The 14703-nt window shown below is 54.9% G+C and carries 15 protein-coding genes; 6 read left to right on the top strand and 9 right to left on the bottom strand.

Annotated elements, in window-relative coordinates; translation table 11 throughout:
• The first annotated feature begins 32 nt into the window (after window positions 1–32).
• Together L1X57_RS06330 and L1X57_RS06335 are read left to right on the top strand one after the other, a co-directional pair.
• Window positions 33–713 carry an FKBP-type peptidyl-prolyl cis-trans isomerase gene (locus L1X57_RS06330; RefSeq protein WP_009723216.1) on the top strand — a complete coding sequence of 227 codons (681 nt, stop codon included), beginning with the start codon at window positions 33–35 and terminating at the stop codon, window positions 711–713.
• On the top strand, window positions 714–1763 hold the full coding sequence (locus L1X57_RS06335; RefSeq protein WP_009723215.1) for a prolyl oligopeptidase family serine peptidase: 1050 nt from the start codon (window positions 714–716) through the stop codon (window positions 1761–1763).
• A gap of 70 nt (window positions 1764–1833) precedes the next feature.
• Here the strand turns inward: L1X57_RS06335 and L1X57_RS06340 are convergent, their stop codons facing one another.
• On the bottom strand, window positions 1834–2442 hold the full coding sequence (locus tag L1X57_RS06340) for an SCO family protein (protein WP_009723214.1): 609 nt from the start codon (window positions 2440–2442) through the stop codon (window positions 1834–1836).
• Window positions 2443–2447: 5 nt separating this feature from the next.
• The gene (locus tag L1X57_RS06345) at window positions 2448–2951 is read right to left on the bottom strand and encodes a hypothetical protein (RefSeq protein WP_009723213.1); all 504 of its coding nucleotides are present in this window, start codon (window positions 2949–2951) and stop codon (window positions 2448–2450) included.
• A 106-nt stretch (window positions 2952–3057) separates the two neighbouring features.
• On the opposite strand from L1X57_RS06345, the gene L1X57_RS06350 reads away from it, so the two are divergent.
• Both L1X57_RS06350 and L1X57_RS06355 read left to right on the top strand, forming a co-directional pair.
• Window positions 3058–3972: an AEC family transporter gene (locus L1X57_RS06350; protein ID WP_009723212.1), complete on the top strand. Its 915-nt coding sequence runs from the start codon at window positions 3058–3060 to the stop codon at window positions 3970–3972.
• Window positions 3973–4817: 845 nt separating this feature from the next.
• Window positions 4818–5819 (top strand): 2-hydroxyacid dehydrogenase, encoded by a 1002-nt coding sequence (locus tag L1X57_RS06355; RefSeq protein ID WP_009723210.1) that lies wholly within the window; start codon window positions 4818–4820, stop codon window positions 5817–5819.
• A gap of 30 nt (window positions 5820–5849) precedes the next feature.
• On the opposite strand, the gene trmB is transcribed toward L1X57_RS06355, so the two are convergent.
• Genes trmB through thiS form a run of 3 tightly spaced genes read right to left on the bottom strand, consistent with a single transcriptional unit; the run spans window position 5850 to window position 7689 of the window.
• On the bottom strand, window positions 5850–6620 hold the full coding sequence (gene trmB, locus L1X57_RS06360; RefSeq protein ID WP_009723209.1) for a tRNA (guanosine(46)-N7)-methyltransferase TrmB: 771 nt from the start codon (window positions 6618–6620) through the stop codon (window positions 5850–5852).
• Between the two features lie 12 nt (window positions 6621–6632).
• A complete protein-coding gene (locus tag L1X57_RS06365) occupies window positions 6633–7427 on the bottom strand; it encodes a thiazole synthase (RefSeq protein ID WP_009723208.1) in 795 nt (264 codons plus the stop codon).
• 40 nt (window positions 7428–7467) lie between these two features.
• Window positions 7468–7689 (bottom strand): sulfur carrier protein ThiS, encoded by a 222-nt coding sequence (gene thiS / locus L1X57_RS06370; protein ID WP_009723207.1) that lies wholly within the window; start codon window positions 7687–7689, stop codon window positions 7468–7470.
• A 216-nt stretch (window positions 7690–7905) separates the two neighbouring features.
• Between thiS and L1X57_RS06375 the strand changes: the two genes are divergently transcribed.
• The gene (locus L1X57_RS06375) at window positions 7906–8283 is read left to right on the top strand and encodes a DUF423 domain-containing protein (protein ID WP_009723206.1); all 378 of its coding nucleotides are present in this window, start codon (window positions 7906–7908) and stop codon (window positions 8281–8283) included.
• Here L1X57_RS06375 and L1X57_RS06380 read toward each other — a convergent pair.
• Both L1X57_RS06380 and L1X57_RS06385 read right to left on the bottom strand, forming a co-directional pair.
• The gene (locus L1X57_RS06380) at window positions 8280–8714 is read right to left on the bottom strand and encodes a PaaI family thioesterase (protein WP_009723205.1); all 435 of its coding nucleotides are present in this window, start codon (window positions 8712–8714) and stop codon (window positions 8280–8282) included. The genes L1X57_RS06375 and L1X57_RS06380 overlap by 4 nt on opposite strands.
• A gap of 67 nt (window positions 8715–8781) precedes the next feature.
• On the bottom strand, window positions 8782–10956 hold the full coding sequence (locus L1X57_RS06385; RefSeq protein WP_009723204.1) for a malate synthase G: 2175 nt from the start codon (window positions 10954–10956) through the stop codon (window positions 8782–8784).
• Window positions 10957–11163: 207 nt separating this feature from the next.
• Between L1X57_RS06385 and L1X57_RS06390 the strand changes: the two genes are divergently transcribed.
• Window positions 11164–12132 (top strand): alpha/beta hydrolase, encoded by a 969-nt coding sequence (locus L1X57_RS06390; RefSeq protein WP_234667971.1) that lies wholly within the window; start codon window positions 11164–11166, stop codon window positions 12130–12132.
• Here the strand turns inward: L1X57_RS06390 and L1X57_RS06395 are convergent.
• Both L1X57_RS06395 and L1X57_RS06400 read right to left on the bottom strand, forming a co-directional pair.
• On the bottom strand, window positions 12129–13637 hold the full coding sequence (locus L1X57_RS06395; RefSeq protein WP_009723202.1) for a YifB family Mg chelatase-like AAA ATPase: 1509 nt from the start codon (window positions 13635–13637) through the stop codon (window positions 12129–12131). The two genes, L1X57_RS06390 and L1X57_RS06395, sit on opposite strands and share 4 nt — an antisense overlap.
• An 84-nt stretch (window positions 13638–13721) precedes the next feature.
• Entirely contained in the window at window positions 13722–14615 is an 894-nt protein-coding gene (locus tag L1X57_RS06400) for an ABC transporter substrate-binding protein (protein ID WP_009723201.1), read from the bottom strand.
• Window positions 14616–14703 lie beyond the last annotated feature (88 nt).

Below are 14703 nucleotides of genomic sequence, written 5' to 3' on the forward strand. Positions count from 1 at the left end.
TGGCGCGTTGCGCCTTGGATAAGGTTCTTTTCATGAAAGCATTATTTTCTTCCACCGCTTTGGCGAGTTTGTTATTGGTCGCTCCTTTTGCAGCAGCGGCCCCTGAAACCGACGAACAGCGCCTTGCTTACAGCTTAGGCGTGACCCTGGGCGAGAGCATGCAGGCCGATATTGAAGACCTCGACCTTGATGCATTTACGGACGGCATGCGCGATGTCTTTGATGGCAATGAGTTAGCGTTAAGCGAGGAAGAGATGATGGAAGCGCTGGTCGCTTTCCAAGAACGTTCTATGGCGGAGCGCGAGCAAGAAGCCGCTGAAATTGCTCAGATTAATCTAGAGGAAGGCCAAGCTTATTTGGCTGAAAACGCTGAGCGTGAAGAAGTTGAAGTTACCGAATCTGGCTTGCAGTATGAAGTACTTGAGTCCGGTGACGGCGCAACTCCTGGCGCTGAAGACACCGTTGAAGTGAATTATGAAGGCATGCTGCTGGACGGCACCGTATTCGACAGTTCCTTTGAGCGTGGCCAGCCGGTGAGCTTCCAGGTAAATCAAGTCATTGAAGGTTGGCAGGAGGCGCTTCAGCTGATGAGCGTCGGCGATAGCTGGATGCTATATATCCCTGCTGAGCTGGCTTATGGTGAAGGTGGTCAAGGTCCTATTGGCCCGAATGAAATGCTGACGTTCCGCGTTGAACTGTTAGGCGTTGAGTAAATGATACGTTCCGCCGCTTCTACGTCTTGCCTTTTTGGCGCGCTTTTACTGCTGGGCAGCGCGGCTGTTCACGCTGAAGCAGAGGACGTGCCTGGAGATTTACCTGCATTAAGCGCAGCGAGTGACCGCGCTAGCGTGGTCGGCGTGTCGTCTGGCGGCTACATGGCCGCACAGTTGGCGGTTGCTTGGCCTGAACGCTTTAGTGGCGTAGGCGTATTAGCGGCGGGCCCCTGGAGCTGTGCCCAAGGTGCGCTTAGTTTGGCTCTTAGCCAGTGTATGAGCACCCGACGTGGGTTGCCTTCTCTGGATGAGCTGGATCGCCGGCGCGAGCGTTATGAGTCGCTTGAGCAGGTGGGTGAGCGCGATGCGCTAAGCCAGCTGCGAGCCTATGTATGGCACGGTGATGAAGATGACACTGTTTCTCCAGAGCTGGGTAGCTTGTTGGCAGAACAGTGGCAGCGCTGGCTGGCATCTTCAGAGCAGCTGCGTTTCGTACGCAGTGAGAACACTGGTCATGGTTGGCCCATAAAACTGCCGAAGCAGGCCAACGCTAGCCCCCAGACATTTGGCGGTTGTCGACAGGGCGGGGGCAGCCATGTGCTTGCTTGTGATGAGAATGTGGCTGGCGATATGCTTTCATGGCTTTACCCTGAGCGTGATGCAAATGCTAGCGAGGGCGAAGTAGTTGCCTTTGATCAGTCGGAGTTCGCTGTTAAAGGCTTGGCCGACGTGGGGTATCTGTTTATTCCTGAGGCGTGCGAGGCGGGGGGCTGCCCTGTCACGATAGCGTTGCATGGCTGTCAAATGAGTGTAGACGCCATTGGCGACACGTTTATGCGCCACAGTGGTTTAAATCGCTGGGCAGCAGACTATGGTCAAGTGGTGCTATACCCGCAGGCGGAAAGTAGCATGGCTAATCCGCAGGGGTGTTGGGATTGGTGGGGCTTTGCCGAAAGCACTTGGCAGCTCAATCCGCTGCATGACACGCGTGATGGCACTCAAGCCAGAGCGCTAATGGCGATGCTTGAGCACCTACAAAGTACGCCTTAAACCTAAGCACATCCTAATTCCAGGTTCTAAATCCAAGTACTTGGTCAGTACTGCTTTGCTGTATTTCTTACTAGTTGTTTAGCTCATTCTCCAGCGCTGACACTAAGCCGTGTGGTGCTGGGGAGTAGAGCACTCTCTGTAAAATCTTACCGTTACGGTTAACTAAGAAAAGCGATGCGCTATGGTCAATGGTATAGGCCATGGCTGAGTCGGGTGCCTCTACTCGTCGCCAAATAACGCCATAGCGTGCCGCAACATCTTCAAGCTGCTCTTGACTACCCACCAAGCCGATAAAGGCATCACCAAAGAACTGCATATACTCTTCCATGCGTGGCAGCGTATCGCGTTCAGGATCAACCGTTACCATGACAGGCACCACGCGTTCGCGCTGAGCGTCGCTTAGCTGGGCCAACGCCTGACGCTTAACGGCCTGATTCATTGGGCAAACGTCGGGGCAGTAGGTGTAGCCAAATGAAACAATGGCAATGTCGTCTTCATCTAGCTGGGAGAGAGAGAAATCACCTTGAGTAGAGGGCATTTCTATTGGTCCTCCCGTCACGTCGTCACTGTCAGGCTGAAAGGCAAACTGGTACAGGCCGATAGCGGAAACGGTCAGCATGACGAGTATGAGTGCTAGTCCCAGCCAGAGTGATTTACGATTGTTTGGTTTAACGGCCATGCGTATTAACTCCTAATCACATCAAAGTCGAACCAACTGCCCAACTTGCCTTCCGGTGTCTCCAGAATAACCCGTGCCCGCCAGGGCATCACGTCTTGCGTGCAGATACCGACTTGCCCTTGGCCATGAAAGTGCCCAGGTGCCGTGGCGGTTAAGCCAAAGCGGTGTAAGCCCATATCCATATCGCGACCAATAAAGTCGACCGTTACATGACTTGGGTTGAGGCCCTCGACCTCTACATCCAGTGGCAGAATATCTAACGCGTCGATACGGCCGTCGGCATCAATGGTTAGTGTTAAGCGGCCTTTATCTCCCAGGACTGCCGAGCACGTGCTGGAATGTAGATTGCAGTCGGCATTCGGCGTAAACCATGTGATATCACCATCATCGCGCAGCCAATTGGCAAACACGTACCACGTGCAGGCGGCCAGTGAGATGCCAGTGATGAGGATAAGCACTTTCAGTGCTGGAAAACCCGTAAAGTAGACAGGTTTAGGCAAATTCTTCATGGCAGAATGGTCACTACGCAGGCCGTAAGGTGGAAGTTAGTTTCATGGTAACAGTAATCGCACGGATGTCGCTGTGCTGGGATGTCGCAGTTAACAAGGAATAACAATGGAGAGTATTACTGGCGCACTTGGGCCACTGTTTTTATTGATTTTACTGGGCGCTGCCATTGGCTATGGCCGCTGGCCAAGTGCTACGTTTTGGCCGCAAATGGAGCGTCTGATCTACTTTGTGCTATTTCCAGCAATGCTGATAGGTACGTTGGCCACTGCTGATGTCAGCCAAGTGCCGGTTGGACGCATAGCATTGGTACTACTCGGCACTATGGGGGTTTTTGGTCTGTTGCTATGGCGCTGTCGTGGTTACCTTGGTTTAACGCCAGCGGCGTTCACGTCGGTGTTCCAAGGCGCCGTGCGCTTTAACACCTACGTGGGCGTTGCGGGGGCAGCGGCGCTACATGGCAGCATGGGGGCGACTACCGCTGCAGTGGCGGTGGCGCTTATGGTGCCGGTGGTGAACGTAATGTGCGTCGCAAGCTTTGTCGCGGCAGGTACGCTGGGTAGTGGAAGCCTTGGCCAAAGTGCCCTTGCACTGGCTAAAAATCCACTGATTTTGTCCTGTCTAGCGGGTATCGGGCTCAATCTTTCGGGGGTTGGCTTGCCCGGTTGGAGTCAGGATACAGTAGGGCTGTTGGGTGGTGCGGCGCTGCCGCTAGGGCTAATTGCCGTGGGTGTGGCGCTTCGCCCAGCGGCACTGTTACGGCTTGATCGTGGCGTGATAGCGACAAATAGCATAAAGCTGATGTTAATGCCTGCGGTGGTGCTGTTATTAGCGTGGCTGGTGGGGCTGGACCCTATCAGCCGCGATGTGGCGCTGCTGTTTGCAGCGCTGCCTACTGCCACGTCTGCCTACATTCTTGCTCGACAGCTGGGTGGTGATGCTGAGCTGATGGCGGCAATTATTACCGGCCAGACGCTGTTAGCGATGCTGACGTTGCCCTTTTGGTTGCAGTTGGTGGGCTAATCTAAAAATAAATAAAAAGTATTCGCATTTGGGTTGACGGGGTAAATGAGAATGATTATATTGTGATTGTCAGCGTTTGATGAGACGTTGGCAACCACGACAGAAACCGCCAGTTTCCTGTCATGGTTTCTCCCTCTCATTGCTAGTCACGGTCTTTTGCCGCTCCCGCTTGGAGCGGCTTTCTTTTTTTTAATGCGCTACGTTTTTGTGATTTTCCTTGAGATGCCATGCGTAGGCTGTGGTCAGCGTTTGATGAGGCGTTGGCAACCACGACGCTATTTCAAAGACCAGCGCCAATTTCCTGTCATGGTTTCTCCCTCTCATTGCTAGTCACGGTCTTTTGCCGCTCCCGCTTGGAGCGGCTTTCTTTTTTTAATGCTCTACGTTTTTGTGATTTTCCTTGAGATGCCATGCGTAGGCTGTGGTCAGCGTTTGATGAGGCGTTGGCAACCACGACGCTATTTCAAAGACCAGCGCCAGTTTCCTGTCATGGTTTCTCCCTCTCATTGCTAGTCACGGTCTTTTGCCGCTCCCGCTTGGAGCGGCTTTCTTTTTTTAATGCGCTACGTTTTTGTGATTTTCCTTGAGATGCCATGCGTAGGCTGTGGTCAGCGTTTGATGAGGCGTTGGCAACCACGACGCTATTTCAAAGACCAGCGCCAGTTTCCTGTCATGGTTTCTCCCTTTCATTGCTAGTCACGGTCTTTTGCCGCTCCCGCTTGGAGCGGCTTTCTTTTTTCTAGCGGCATCTTTCTTTGACCTCGGTGAATACCTCTTCTGACGTTTAGGCAGATAATGGGCAAATTGCCTATGCTGATCATCCATCCAGAGTCAGGAGAAATGCCATGCGCATTGCCGTTTTTAGCGCTAAACCTTACGACCAAACCTTTCTAGCTCGATCCAATGCAGCAAGGCATCATGAATTAAGTTTTTTCGATGCGCGCCTGACGGCAGATACGGCTCCGTTAGCGAAAGGGTTTGATGGGGTATGTGCCTTTGTTAACGATTGCCTTGATGCGGCCGTGTTACAGCAGTTACATGACAATGGTACGACCTTAGTGGCGCTGCGTTCAGCAGGCTTCAACCATGTCGATTTGGCGACGGCCGAGCGGTTGGGAATTACCGTGGCGCGGGTGCCCGCTTATTCACCTCATGCCGTAGCAGAGCACGCGGTGGCCTTAGTGTTAAGTCTGAACCGTATGACCTATCGCGCTTACAATCGAGTGCGCGAGGGCAACTTTGCCCTGGATGGCCTGCTGGGGTTCGATCTGCATGGCAAAACCGTGGGCGTGATTGGTACTGGGCAGATTGGCTTGATCTTTGCCAATATCATGCATGGCTTTGGCTGCCGAGTAGTTGCCAGCGATCCTTTTCCAAACCCGAATGCCGAGCCGTTTGTGGAGTACGTGCCGCTTGAGTCGCTTTATGCTCAAGCAGATATTATTTCGCTACACTGCCCATTAACACCCGATACTGATCACCTGATTAACGCCGATGCCATCGCGCAAATGAAGCAGGGTGTCATGCTGATCAACACTGGCCGCGGCCGAGTGGTCGATACCCCGGCGGTGATCGCTGGTCTGAAAAGCGGCAAAATTGGCCGTTTAGGGCTAGATGTTTACGAAGAGGAGGAGCAGCTGTTCTTCGAAGACTTGTCTCATGGGGTGATCGACGATGATCAGTTCATGCGCCTGACGACCTTTCACAATGTGCTGATTACCGGCCACCAGGCATTCTTTACCGCCGAGGCGCTGACCAATATCGCCGAGACCACATTGGCGAATATTGATGCCTTTGAAAGCGGTAGCGGTACGCTGCATCGCGTCGTTTACGATAAGCGAACGTAAACGACGCTTAGCTACCTTTAATTGCTATTTTTAAACGTCACGGCGGTAGATCAAATCCCATACGCCGTGGCCAAGTTTCTCGCCGCGGGCTTCAAACTTGGTGAGTGGGCGAAAGTCTGGGCGCGGCACGTAGGGCGCTGTTTCTGAGCTAGCGGTATTCACGTAGCCGGGCGCGGCGTCCATCACCTCGGCCATCCACTCGGCGTAGGCTTCCCAGTCGGTCGCCATGTGAAAGGTGCCTCCAGGTTTTAAGCGCGTACGAATCAGCTCAACAAACGCGGGTTGCACAATGCGTCGCTTGTGGTGCTTCTTCTTCGGCCATGGGTCGGGGAAAAAAAGCTGTAGCGTGGTTAATGAGTCTTCAGGTAGACACTGCTCCAGCACCGCTAAGGCATCTTCGCGGTAAACGCGCAGGTTGGTTAGGCCGCGTTTATCTACCTCGTCTAGCAGCTTGCCCACACCAGGCGCGTGAACCTCAATACCGATAAAGTCAGTATCTGGGTGGCGTTCGGCTTGCTCGATGAGTGAGTTACCCATACCAAAGCCAATTTCCACCACGCGCGGTGCTTGGCGGCCAAACAGGGTATCCAACTCCTGTCGCCCATTGGCAATCGTTAGTCCTAAGCGTGGCCAAACGTCTTCTAAGCCGCGGCTTTGTGCTGGGGTCATGCGCCCTGCGCGAATCACGTAGCTCTTAATCCCCCGCCGGTGTAGCGGGGCATCAGCATTTTCAGGACCAGTGGTGTTGCTCTCAGAGCCGGCAGCGTTGCTTTCAGGCGTGGTGTCGTTCGTATCGGTCATGATGTCTCTGTATCAGCCGTTAATTCGGCCTGCAAAAGGCGAAGAGGGGTCGGCGCTCTGGCGGCGAGGCATACGGCCTGCTAAGAAGGCATCGCGGCCAGCTTCTACGGCAAGCTTCATGGCGTTAGCCATACGCAACGGGTCGCGGGCGTGAGCAATCGCTGTGTTGAGCAGCACGCCGTCACACCCTAGCTCCATCGCCATGGCGGCGTCAGATGCAGTGCCAATGCCCGCATCGACCAGCACGGGCACACTGCTTTGCTCAACAATCAGGCGTACATTATGCGGGTTTTGAATGCCGTGTCCCGAGCCAATCAACGAACCTAGCGGCATGATAGCGCAGCAGCCCATGGCTTCTAGTTCACGTGCCACAATGGGGTCGTCGCTGGTGTACACCATCACGTCGAAACCGTCAGCCAGCAGTGTTTCGGCGGCTTTTAGCGTCTCGACCACATTGGGGTAGAGCGTGTGGTCGTCGCCGAGTACTTCCAGTTTGACTAGGTTATGGCCCTCTAACAGCTCACGCGCCAAACGGCAGGTACGCACCGCATCTTTGGCGTTGTAGCAACCAGCGGTGTTGGGCAGCAAGGTGTAGCGTTGAGGTGAAATGACATCGAGAAGGTTAGGCGCGTCGGCATCTTGACCTAAGTTGGTGCGGCGCACAGCAAAGGTGACAATTTCCGCGCCGCTTTGGGCAATGGCCGCGCCAGTCTCGGTAAAGTCTTTGTATTTGCCAGTACCCACCAGCAGACGGGAGCTGAACTCGCGCCCAGCAACGGTAAACGGTGTATCAGTCAGTGGCGTCATAGCGGTTCCTTGTGAAAGCAAAAACGGGTGACGGGCTAAGCTAGCCGCCGCCGATGGCGTGAACGACTTCTATTTGGTCGCCATTGGCTAAATGCGTTTGAGCAAGCTGGCTTTTGGGCACGATCTGTTCGTTAATTTCCACAGCGATACGGCGCCCGGTCAAGCCTAATTGCTCAATCAGATCAGCAGCGCTAAGGCCAGCTGCCAGCGTATGCGATTCGCCATTGAGCGTCAGTTGTATCGACTCATTAGGAGTAGGCATAACGGTAAGTGTCCCATTCGGTGAGGCAAAACATTGTCTATTGTAGCGGTTTCGCACCGCTCAAGGTATGTGACAACGTTAATCATCTCAGTGAAATATCGAGTGCTTATCTCAGGTACTTATCTCAGGTACTTATCTCAGGTACTTATCTCAGGTACTTATCTCAGGTACTTATCTCAAGTGCTTACAATAAATAGTTATAAACAGGAGTAACCCATGCAGCGAGCAGACAAACCCTGGTGGTGTTTAGTGGCCCTCTCAGGAGCATTAACGGTGATACTAGGAGCTTATGCGGCTCACGGGTTGGCATCGCGTACCACTGCTGCCATGGTCGACATCGTTGAAACTGGCGTGCGTTATCAAGCGTGGCATACGTTGGCCATGTTAGCGATGCTGGCTTGGCGCAGCCAGGACCCTCAGCCAGGACAGCGAATAGTGCTGGCGCTTTGGGCGTTGGGTATCACGGCGTTTTCAGGCTCGCTTTACCTGATGGCCCTAGTGGGGCTTAGCGTTGGTGTTGTGACGCCCATCGGTGGTTTGCTGCTGATGGCAGGCTGGTTAGGCTTAGCCGTTACTGCGTTGCTCAGCCGTTAGCGCGGTGGTTGGCCAGCTGGGTTGTCTGGCAGCGCATAGCTCGCGGTAATATGCGCAACCGGCTTAGTGTCATCGCAGGCCGAGAATATCTGCACTTCGCCTACCGCTAGACGGCGGCCTAACTTGATGAGTTTGGCGTGAGCAACAATATCGTGTTCGCCAGAGGCCGCGCGTAAGAAATGGCAGTTTAAGTCACTGGTGACCGCCATGGCTTCGGGGCCTATTTGTGCCAAAATGGCCACATACAGTGCCACATCAGCAAAGCCCATCATGGTTGGACCAGATACCCGAGGGCCAGGGCGAAGGTGTTCATCACCGATCGTTAGTCGCAGGGTGGCACTCATCGGGCCAACGCTTTCAATTCTGCCCATCCGCTGGGGAAACACCTCATCTAAAAAGTGTTCAATCTGCTCGGCAGTCATTACGGTCATTATTATTGTCCTTTATAAAAAAGCCCCGAGGCGTGCGCCTCGAGGCTGATGATACCGTAAAACGGGCTTACTTCGCCTTGTGCACCTGACGCCACGCGTGGAGTAGCGGCTCAGTGTAGCCAGAAGGCTGAACGCGGCCTTTGAACACCAAGTCAGAGGCTGCTTTAAAGGCGGTTGAGCCTTCGAAGTCGGCGCTCATAGCAGTGTAGGTGGGGTCGCCAGCGTTCTGCTTATCAACCACTTTAGCCATACGCTTAAGCGTTTCTTCCACTCGCGGCGCATCGACAATGCCGTGGTGCAGCCAGTTGGCAATATGTTGGCTGGAAATACGCAGCGTAGCGCGGTCTTCCATCAGGCCTACGTTATGAATGTCTGGCACTTTCGAGCAGCCCACGCCGTGCTCAACCCAGCGCACTACGTAGCCCAGAATGCCCTGGCAGTTGTTATCCAACTCTTGTTGAATCTCTTCATCCGACCAGTTGGCATTTTCGGCGACTGGCACGGTGAGCAGGTCATCCAAGAAATCGGGTTCGCCCTGGGCTTCCAGCTCGCGCTGTACATCCGTTACGTTGACTTGGTGATAGTGAAGCGCATGTAGCGTAGCCGCCGTTGGAGAGGGCACCCATGCCGTGTTAGCACCCGCTTTCGGGTGGCCAATTTTCTGCTCTAGCATGTTATGCATCAGATCCGGCATCGCCCACATGCCTTTACCGATTTGAGCACGACCACGCAGGCCACAGGCTAAGCCTACCTGCACGTTGTTCTTCTCGTAGGCGGTGATCCACGCAGCGCTCTTCATATCGCCTTTGCGAACCATCGGGCCTGCTTCCATGGCGGTGTGCATTTCATCACCGGTGCGGTCAAGGAAACCGGTGTTGATGAATACAACCCGAGAAGCCGCTTCAGCAATGCACGCCTTCAAGTTGACGGTAGTGCGGCGCTCTTCATCCATGATGCCCATTTTCAGGGTGTCACGGCTCATGCCCAAGATGTCTTCAACGCGACCAAACAGCTCGTTGGCGAATGCTACTTCTTTCGGCCCGTGCATTTTCGGTTTCACGATATACACTGAGCCAGCGCGTGAGTTACGCGGCTGATCGGCGTCTTTTTTCAGGTCGTGCAGCGCCAGCAGTGAGGTCACTACTGCGTCCAAGATACCTTCCGGCAGTTCGTTGCCGTTTTCGTCTAGGATGGCAGGCGTGGTCATCAAATGGCCAACGTTGCGCACGAACATCAGCGAACGACCCGGCAGTTTAACGGTGCTGCCATCGGTGGTTTGCCAAGTACGATCAGCGTGCAGCGTCCGCTTGAAGGTTTTGCCGCCTTTGTCGATGCTCTCTTCCAGGTCGCCCTTCATCAGGCCAAGCCAGTTGCTGTAAACACCGACTTTATCTTCAGAGTCGACAGCAGCAACGGAGTCTTCACAATCCATAATCGCGGTCAGCGCCGCTTCGACAACCACGTCTTTCACGTGAGCAGGGTCGGTTTTACCGATCGGGTGGCTATCGTCGATCTGGATTTCCAGGTGCAGGCCGTTGTTGGCGAGCAGGATTGCTTCCGGGGCAGATGCGTCGCCGTTAAAGCCGATCAGCTTGCCGGAATCTTTTAGGCCGGTTTCGCGACCGCCTTCCAGGCTAACGACCAAGTGGCCGTCACGAATAGCGTATTTCACCGCATCACGGTGAGAACCTGTGGCCAGTGGAGCTGCACGATCGAGCACGCCGCGAGCATAAGCGATAACTTTTTGACCGCGCTTCGGGTTGAAGCTGGTGCCTTTTTCAGCGCCGTCTTCTTCCGAAATCGCATCGGTGCCGTACAGGGCATCGTACAAACTGCCCCAGCGGGCATTAGCAGCGTTCAGAGCATAGCGGGCGTTGCTCACAGGTACTACCAACTGCGGGCCTGCTTGAATAGCCACTTCTCGGTCTACATTGGCCGTGGTGGTTTTAACGCTATTTGGCGCATCAACCAGGTAACCTGCTTCTTTCAAGAAGCTGCGGTAAGCTGGCATATCGCTAACCGGGCCAGGATTCTCACGGTGCCAGGCATCCAGTTTTTCTTGTAGCGTGTCGCGCTCTTCAAGCAGTTGGCGATTTTTCGGTGTCAAATCATGGAACAGGGCGTCAACGCCAGCCCAAAAAGTGTTTTCGTCAACACCAGTGCCCGGTAAAGCCTGTTCATTGATGAAACGGTCCAGGTCTGCTGACACCTGTAAACGGTGACGCGTGATACGCTCGCTCATGGGGTTCTCCTATGAAAGGTGCCCGTGGGATATTATCGTGCCACGGTCAGGTTAAATGTATATTTGTGGAAAATACTTCCACAACTGAACTGGCATGTAAACAGTCGATGCCGTAAAGCAGCAAAATGCTCGACCAAATGATGAGAGCGGTAGTGGTCTCCGCTGTCATTCAGCCAATGGATAGGTGGCGTTCACGGAGAGACGTTAATGCATAATTTCCAACACCTGGAAGGCTTGTTTCGGCAAGCAGCAGGCAAGTCATCACTCTCTCGACTAAGGCCGGGCGATGCGCTAACGGACGCCGTGCACGACTATTTTCGCCACTACGGCTTAGAAACGCTATTAAACGACACCAGTGAAGTGCACGCGGGATTTATTGATACTGGACGCTTTGCCCTTTGGTGCCAAGTATGGAGCCCGCCTGTTCCAACCGGCACTGCGTTTGTGATTCACGGCTACTTTGATCATTTGGGCCTTTACCGCCATTTGCTCGGCTGCCTGTTGGCTAAAGGGTGGCGTGTGGTGTTGTGGGATCTTCCTGGTCATGGGCTTTCCAGCGGCCCACGCGCCGAAATTGAAGATTTTGACGACTACCAGCACTGCCTTGCGCATTTGCAGGCGACATTGCAGCTCCAGGGCATGGCCCCTATGCCGTGGCTAGGTGTCGGGCAGAGCACCGGGGCGGCTATCCTGGCGACCGATGCGCTTACCCGCCGTGAGGCGGCAGGCTGGGCAGGTATTGTGCTGCTGGCGCCATTGGTACGTCCTTGGCGCTGGAGTCAGTCTAGCTGGCTGCACCTTATTGCCAGCCCCTTTTTAAAAGAGCTACCGCGTAAATATCGCCCTAATTCTACTGACGAGCAGTTCACGACGTTTTTGCGTGACCAAGACCCACTTCAACCCGAGCGGTTAAGCGTTACGTGGATAACCGCGATGCGACGCTGGATGCCGCGTTTGCTGGCGCTAGCACCTAACCCGTTGCCGACGCTTATTTTGCAGGGTGAGCAAGACTTAACCGTCGATTGGGAGTGGAATTTGGCGGTATTGGAGGAGAAATTTCCCAATGCCGAGATCCACCGCCATCCAGAAGCCCGACACCACTTAGTTAACGAAGCTGAGCCGATTCGGCAAGTGCTGTTTGATGCCTTGGATAACTTTGTTGAAAATGTGCACTAGGCTCCCCTTAGCAGCCTATCCAACTGCCGGTAGCCGATAGCCTCGATAAAGTGTGGATGAGTGGGCTTGGGTTCGCCTTGTAGGTCGGCCAGGGTAAGCGCGACCCGCAGAACACGGTGATAGGCGCGGGCAGAGAGCTTGAGTTTTTCCAGCACGCCTGCCAACCAGGCGCGCTCTTCATCGTTCAGCGCGCAGGCGGCTTCTAGGGCTTTGCCGCTAAGTTGGCTGTTGAGTGCACCTCGCGCCATCTGCCGCTCTCGGGCGGCCATCACCCGCTCGCGCACGGCGCTGGAAGGTTCACCCTGAGTTTGGGCGGTGAGCTGTTCGGGCGGTAGAGCGGGCACTTCTACTTGCAGGTCAATGCGGTCTAGCAGCGGACCAGAAAGCCGTGCCTGATAGCGCTGAATCTGGCTGGCGCTGCACTGGCAGCGCTGGCGTGGATCCCCCAGGTGGCCACAGGGGCAGGGGTTCATGGCGGCAACGAGCTGAAACTGCGCTGGGTAACGGCGCTCATGACTGGCGCGTGAGAGGTGAATTTCCCCTGTTTCTAGTGGCTGCCGTAAAACTTCTAATACATTGCGGGAAAACTCTGGCAGCTCGTCTAAAAACAGCACGCCGTGGTGAGCAAGCGAGATTTCCCCAGGTTTGGGTTTTGAGCCCCCGCCTACCAATGCGGCGGCGCTGGCGCTGTGGTGGGGCTGACGAAACGGCCGCTGGCCCCAGTCTGCTTCCAGGGGCAGCCCACATACCGAACGCACGGCAGCCACCTGCAGCGCATCGTCTTCGGAAAGCGGCGGTAAAATGCCCGGTAAGCGGCTAGCGAGCATGGTTTTACCGGTTCCAGGAGGCCCAGCTAACAACAAGTTGTGACCGCCAGCGGCCGCTACTTCCAACGCGCGGCGTGCCTGCTGCTGGCCGCGCACGTCGGCTAAATCGGCAATGGGGGCAGTGGATCTCACCGAGGCAGACAGCTGGTGGGGCGGGATTTTCTCTTGCCCCAGCAAATGAGCCACGACTTGCCATAGGGTGTCGGCGGGTAGCACCGGTAAATCGCCCGCTAGTGCGGCTTCATCGGCACAGGCGCGTGGAATAATCAGTGCTTTATTGACGCGCCGTGTGGCAAGGGCAAAAGGCAATACGCCGGGCACGGCGCGTAGTTTGCCATCCAGCGCCAGTTCGCCAGCGCACTCCATGCCTTCTAGCGCATCTACGGGAATCTGGCCGGAGGCAGCCAAAATGCCGAGCGCAATCGGCAAATCGAAGCGACCACCCTCTTTAGGCAGGTCGGCAGGGGCAAGGTTGAGGGTAATCCGCTTGGTATTGGGAAAATCAAATCCGGCATTGATGAGCGCGCTGCGCACCCGCTCGCGGCTCTCTTTGACGGCGGTTTCAGGCAGGCCCACTAGCGTTAACCCCGGCAACCCGTTTGCTAGATGTACCTCGACATGCACGGCGGGGGCTTCCAGCCCGACGCCTGCGCGCGTGGCCACAATGGCTAGTGTCATGGCGCTCCCTCGCTAGTTTTTATTCCTAACCTAACCCTACGGTATCTGGAACGTTTAAAAATAGCGTGCGCTTGAAAAGAAACCTTAGTTAATAGTTAGATCGGCCGCTTGAGTTGGGCTGTGTGGCTCGAGTGCAGCGAACAGCTCTCGGGCAAACCGCTGGGCAGAGGGCAGTGCTCCGAAGCTCCAGACGGGCGGTAGGCGTAGTAGTTGAGCATTCTGAACACTGGGTAAGTGCTGCCATAGACCGCTGCTTTCGAGCTGTTCCTCAATACTTGAAGGGAGTGGGTCGATAATCACTAACGTTGCCTCCGGATAGCGGGCCAAGGCTTCAATCCCCACCAGTGAAAATCCCCACGCATTGGTGGGTTGATCCCACGCATTGGGCAGTGCCAGTTGCTGAAGTACGGCGTTGTAGAGGCTGTTTTCCCCAAACACTCGTACATGGCGGGCGTCCATAAACTGCACCATCAGCAACGGCGCACTATCAGGGCGCTGGTCGCGTAGTTTGGCCATTAGGGTTTGAGTGTCGTTGATCAGCTTTTCTGCCTGGGCGTCACGTCCGGTTAGCGCACCCAATTGGCGCGTTAATGTCTGCATCTCTTGCCACGTATCGCTCCCCGGTGAGTAGAACGAAAAGGTGCTGACAGGAGCAATCCGCTCCAGGCGCGGCGTCAACCCGGCAAACATGGGGGATATCAATATTTGTTCTGGAGGCACTTGGGCCAATAGCTCCAGGTTAGGCTGGTTACGTAGCCCCATATCGGTGGCACTGTTAGGTATTCGTGGCTCGCCCACCCATGCGTGGTAGTCGCTCTGCTGGGCAACGCTGCTGACAGGGGCGTCTATCGCCAATAAGGTCTCTGCAATAGTCCAATCGACAGTTGCCCACTGTGCTTTGGCGGTAGAAAACGCCAGCAGGCAAAAGGCAAATAGCCCGCCGCGGGCGAGCAAAGAGAGCAAGCTGGAGTGACGCATGGTGGTGAGGAGCCATCCAAGAAGTAAGGCGTATATTTAAACGATAATGTTTATTGTTTGCAAACATTGGTTTCGGGAAAAACTTGAG

Source organism: Halomonas sp. TD01 (genome assembly GCF_923868895.1).
GTDB lineage: Bacteria > Pseudomonadota > Gammaproteobacteria > Pseudomonadales > Halomonadaceae > Vreelandella.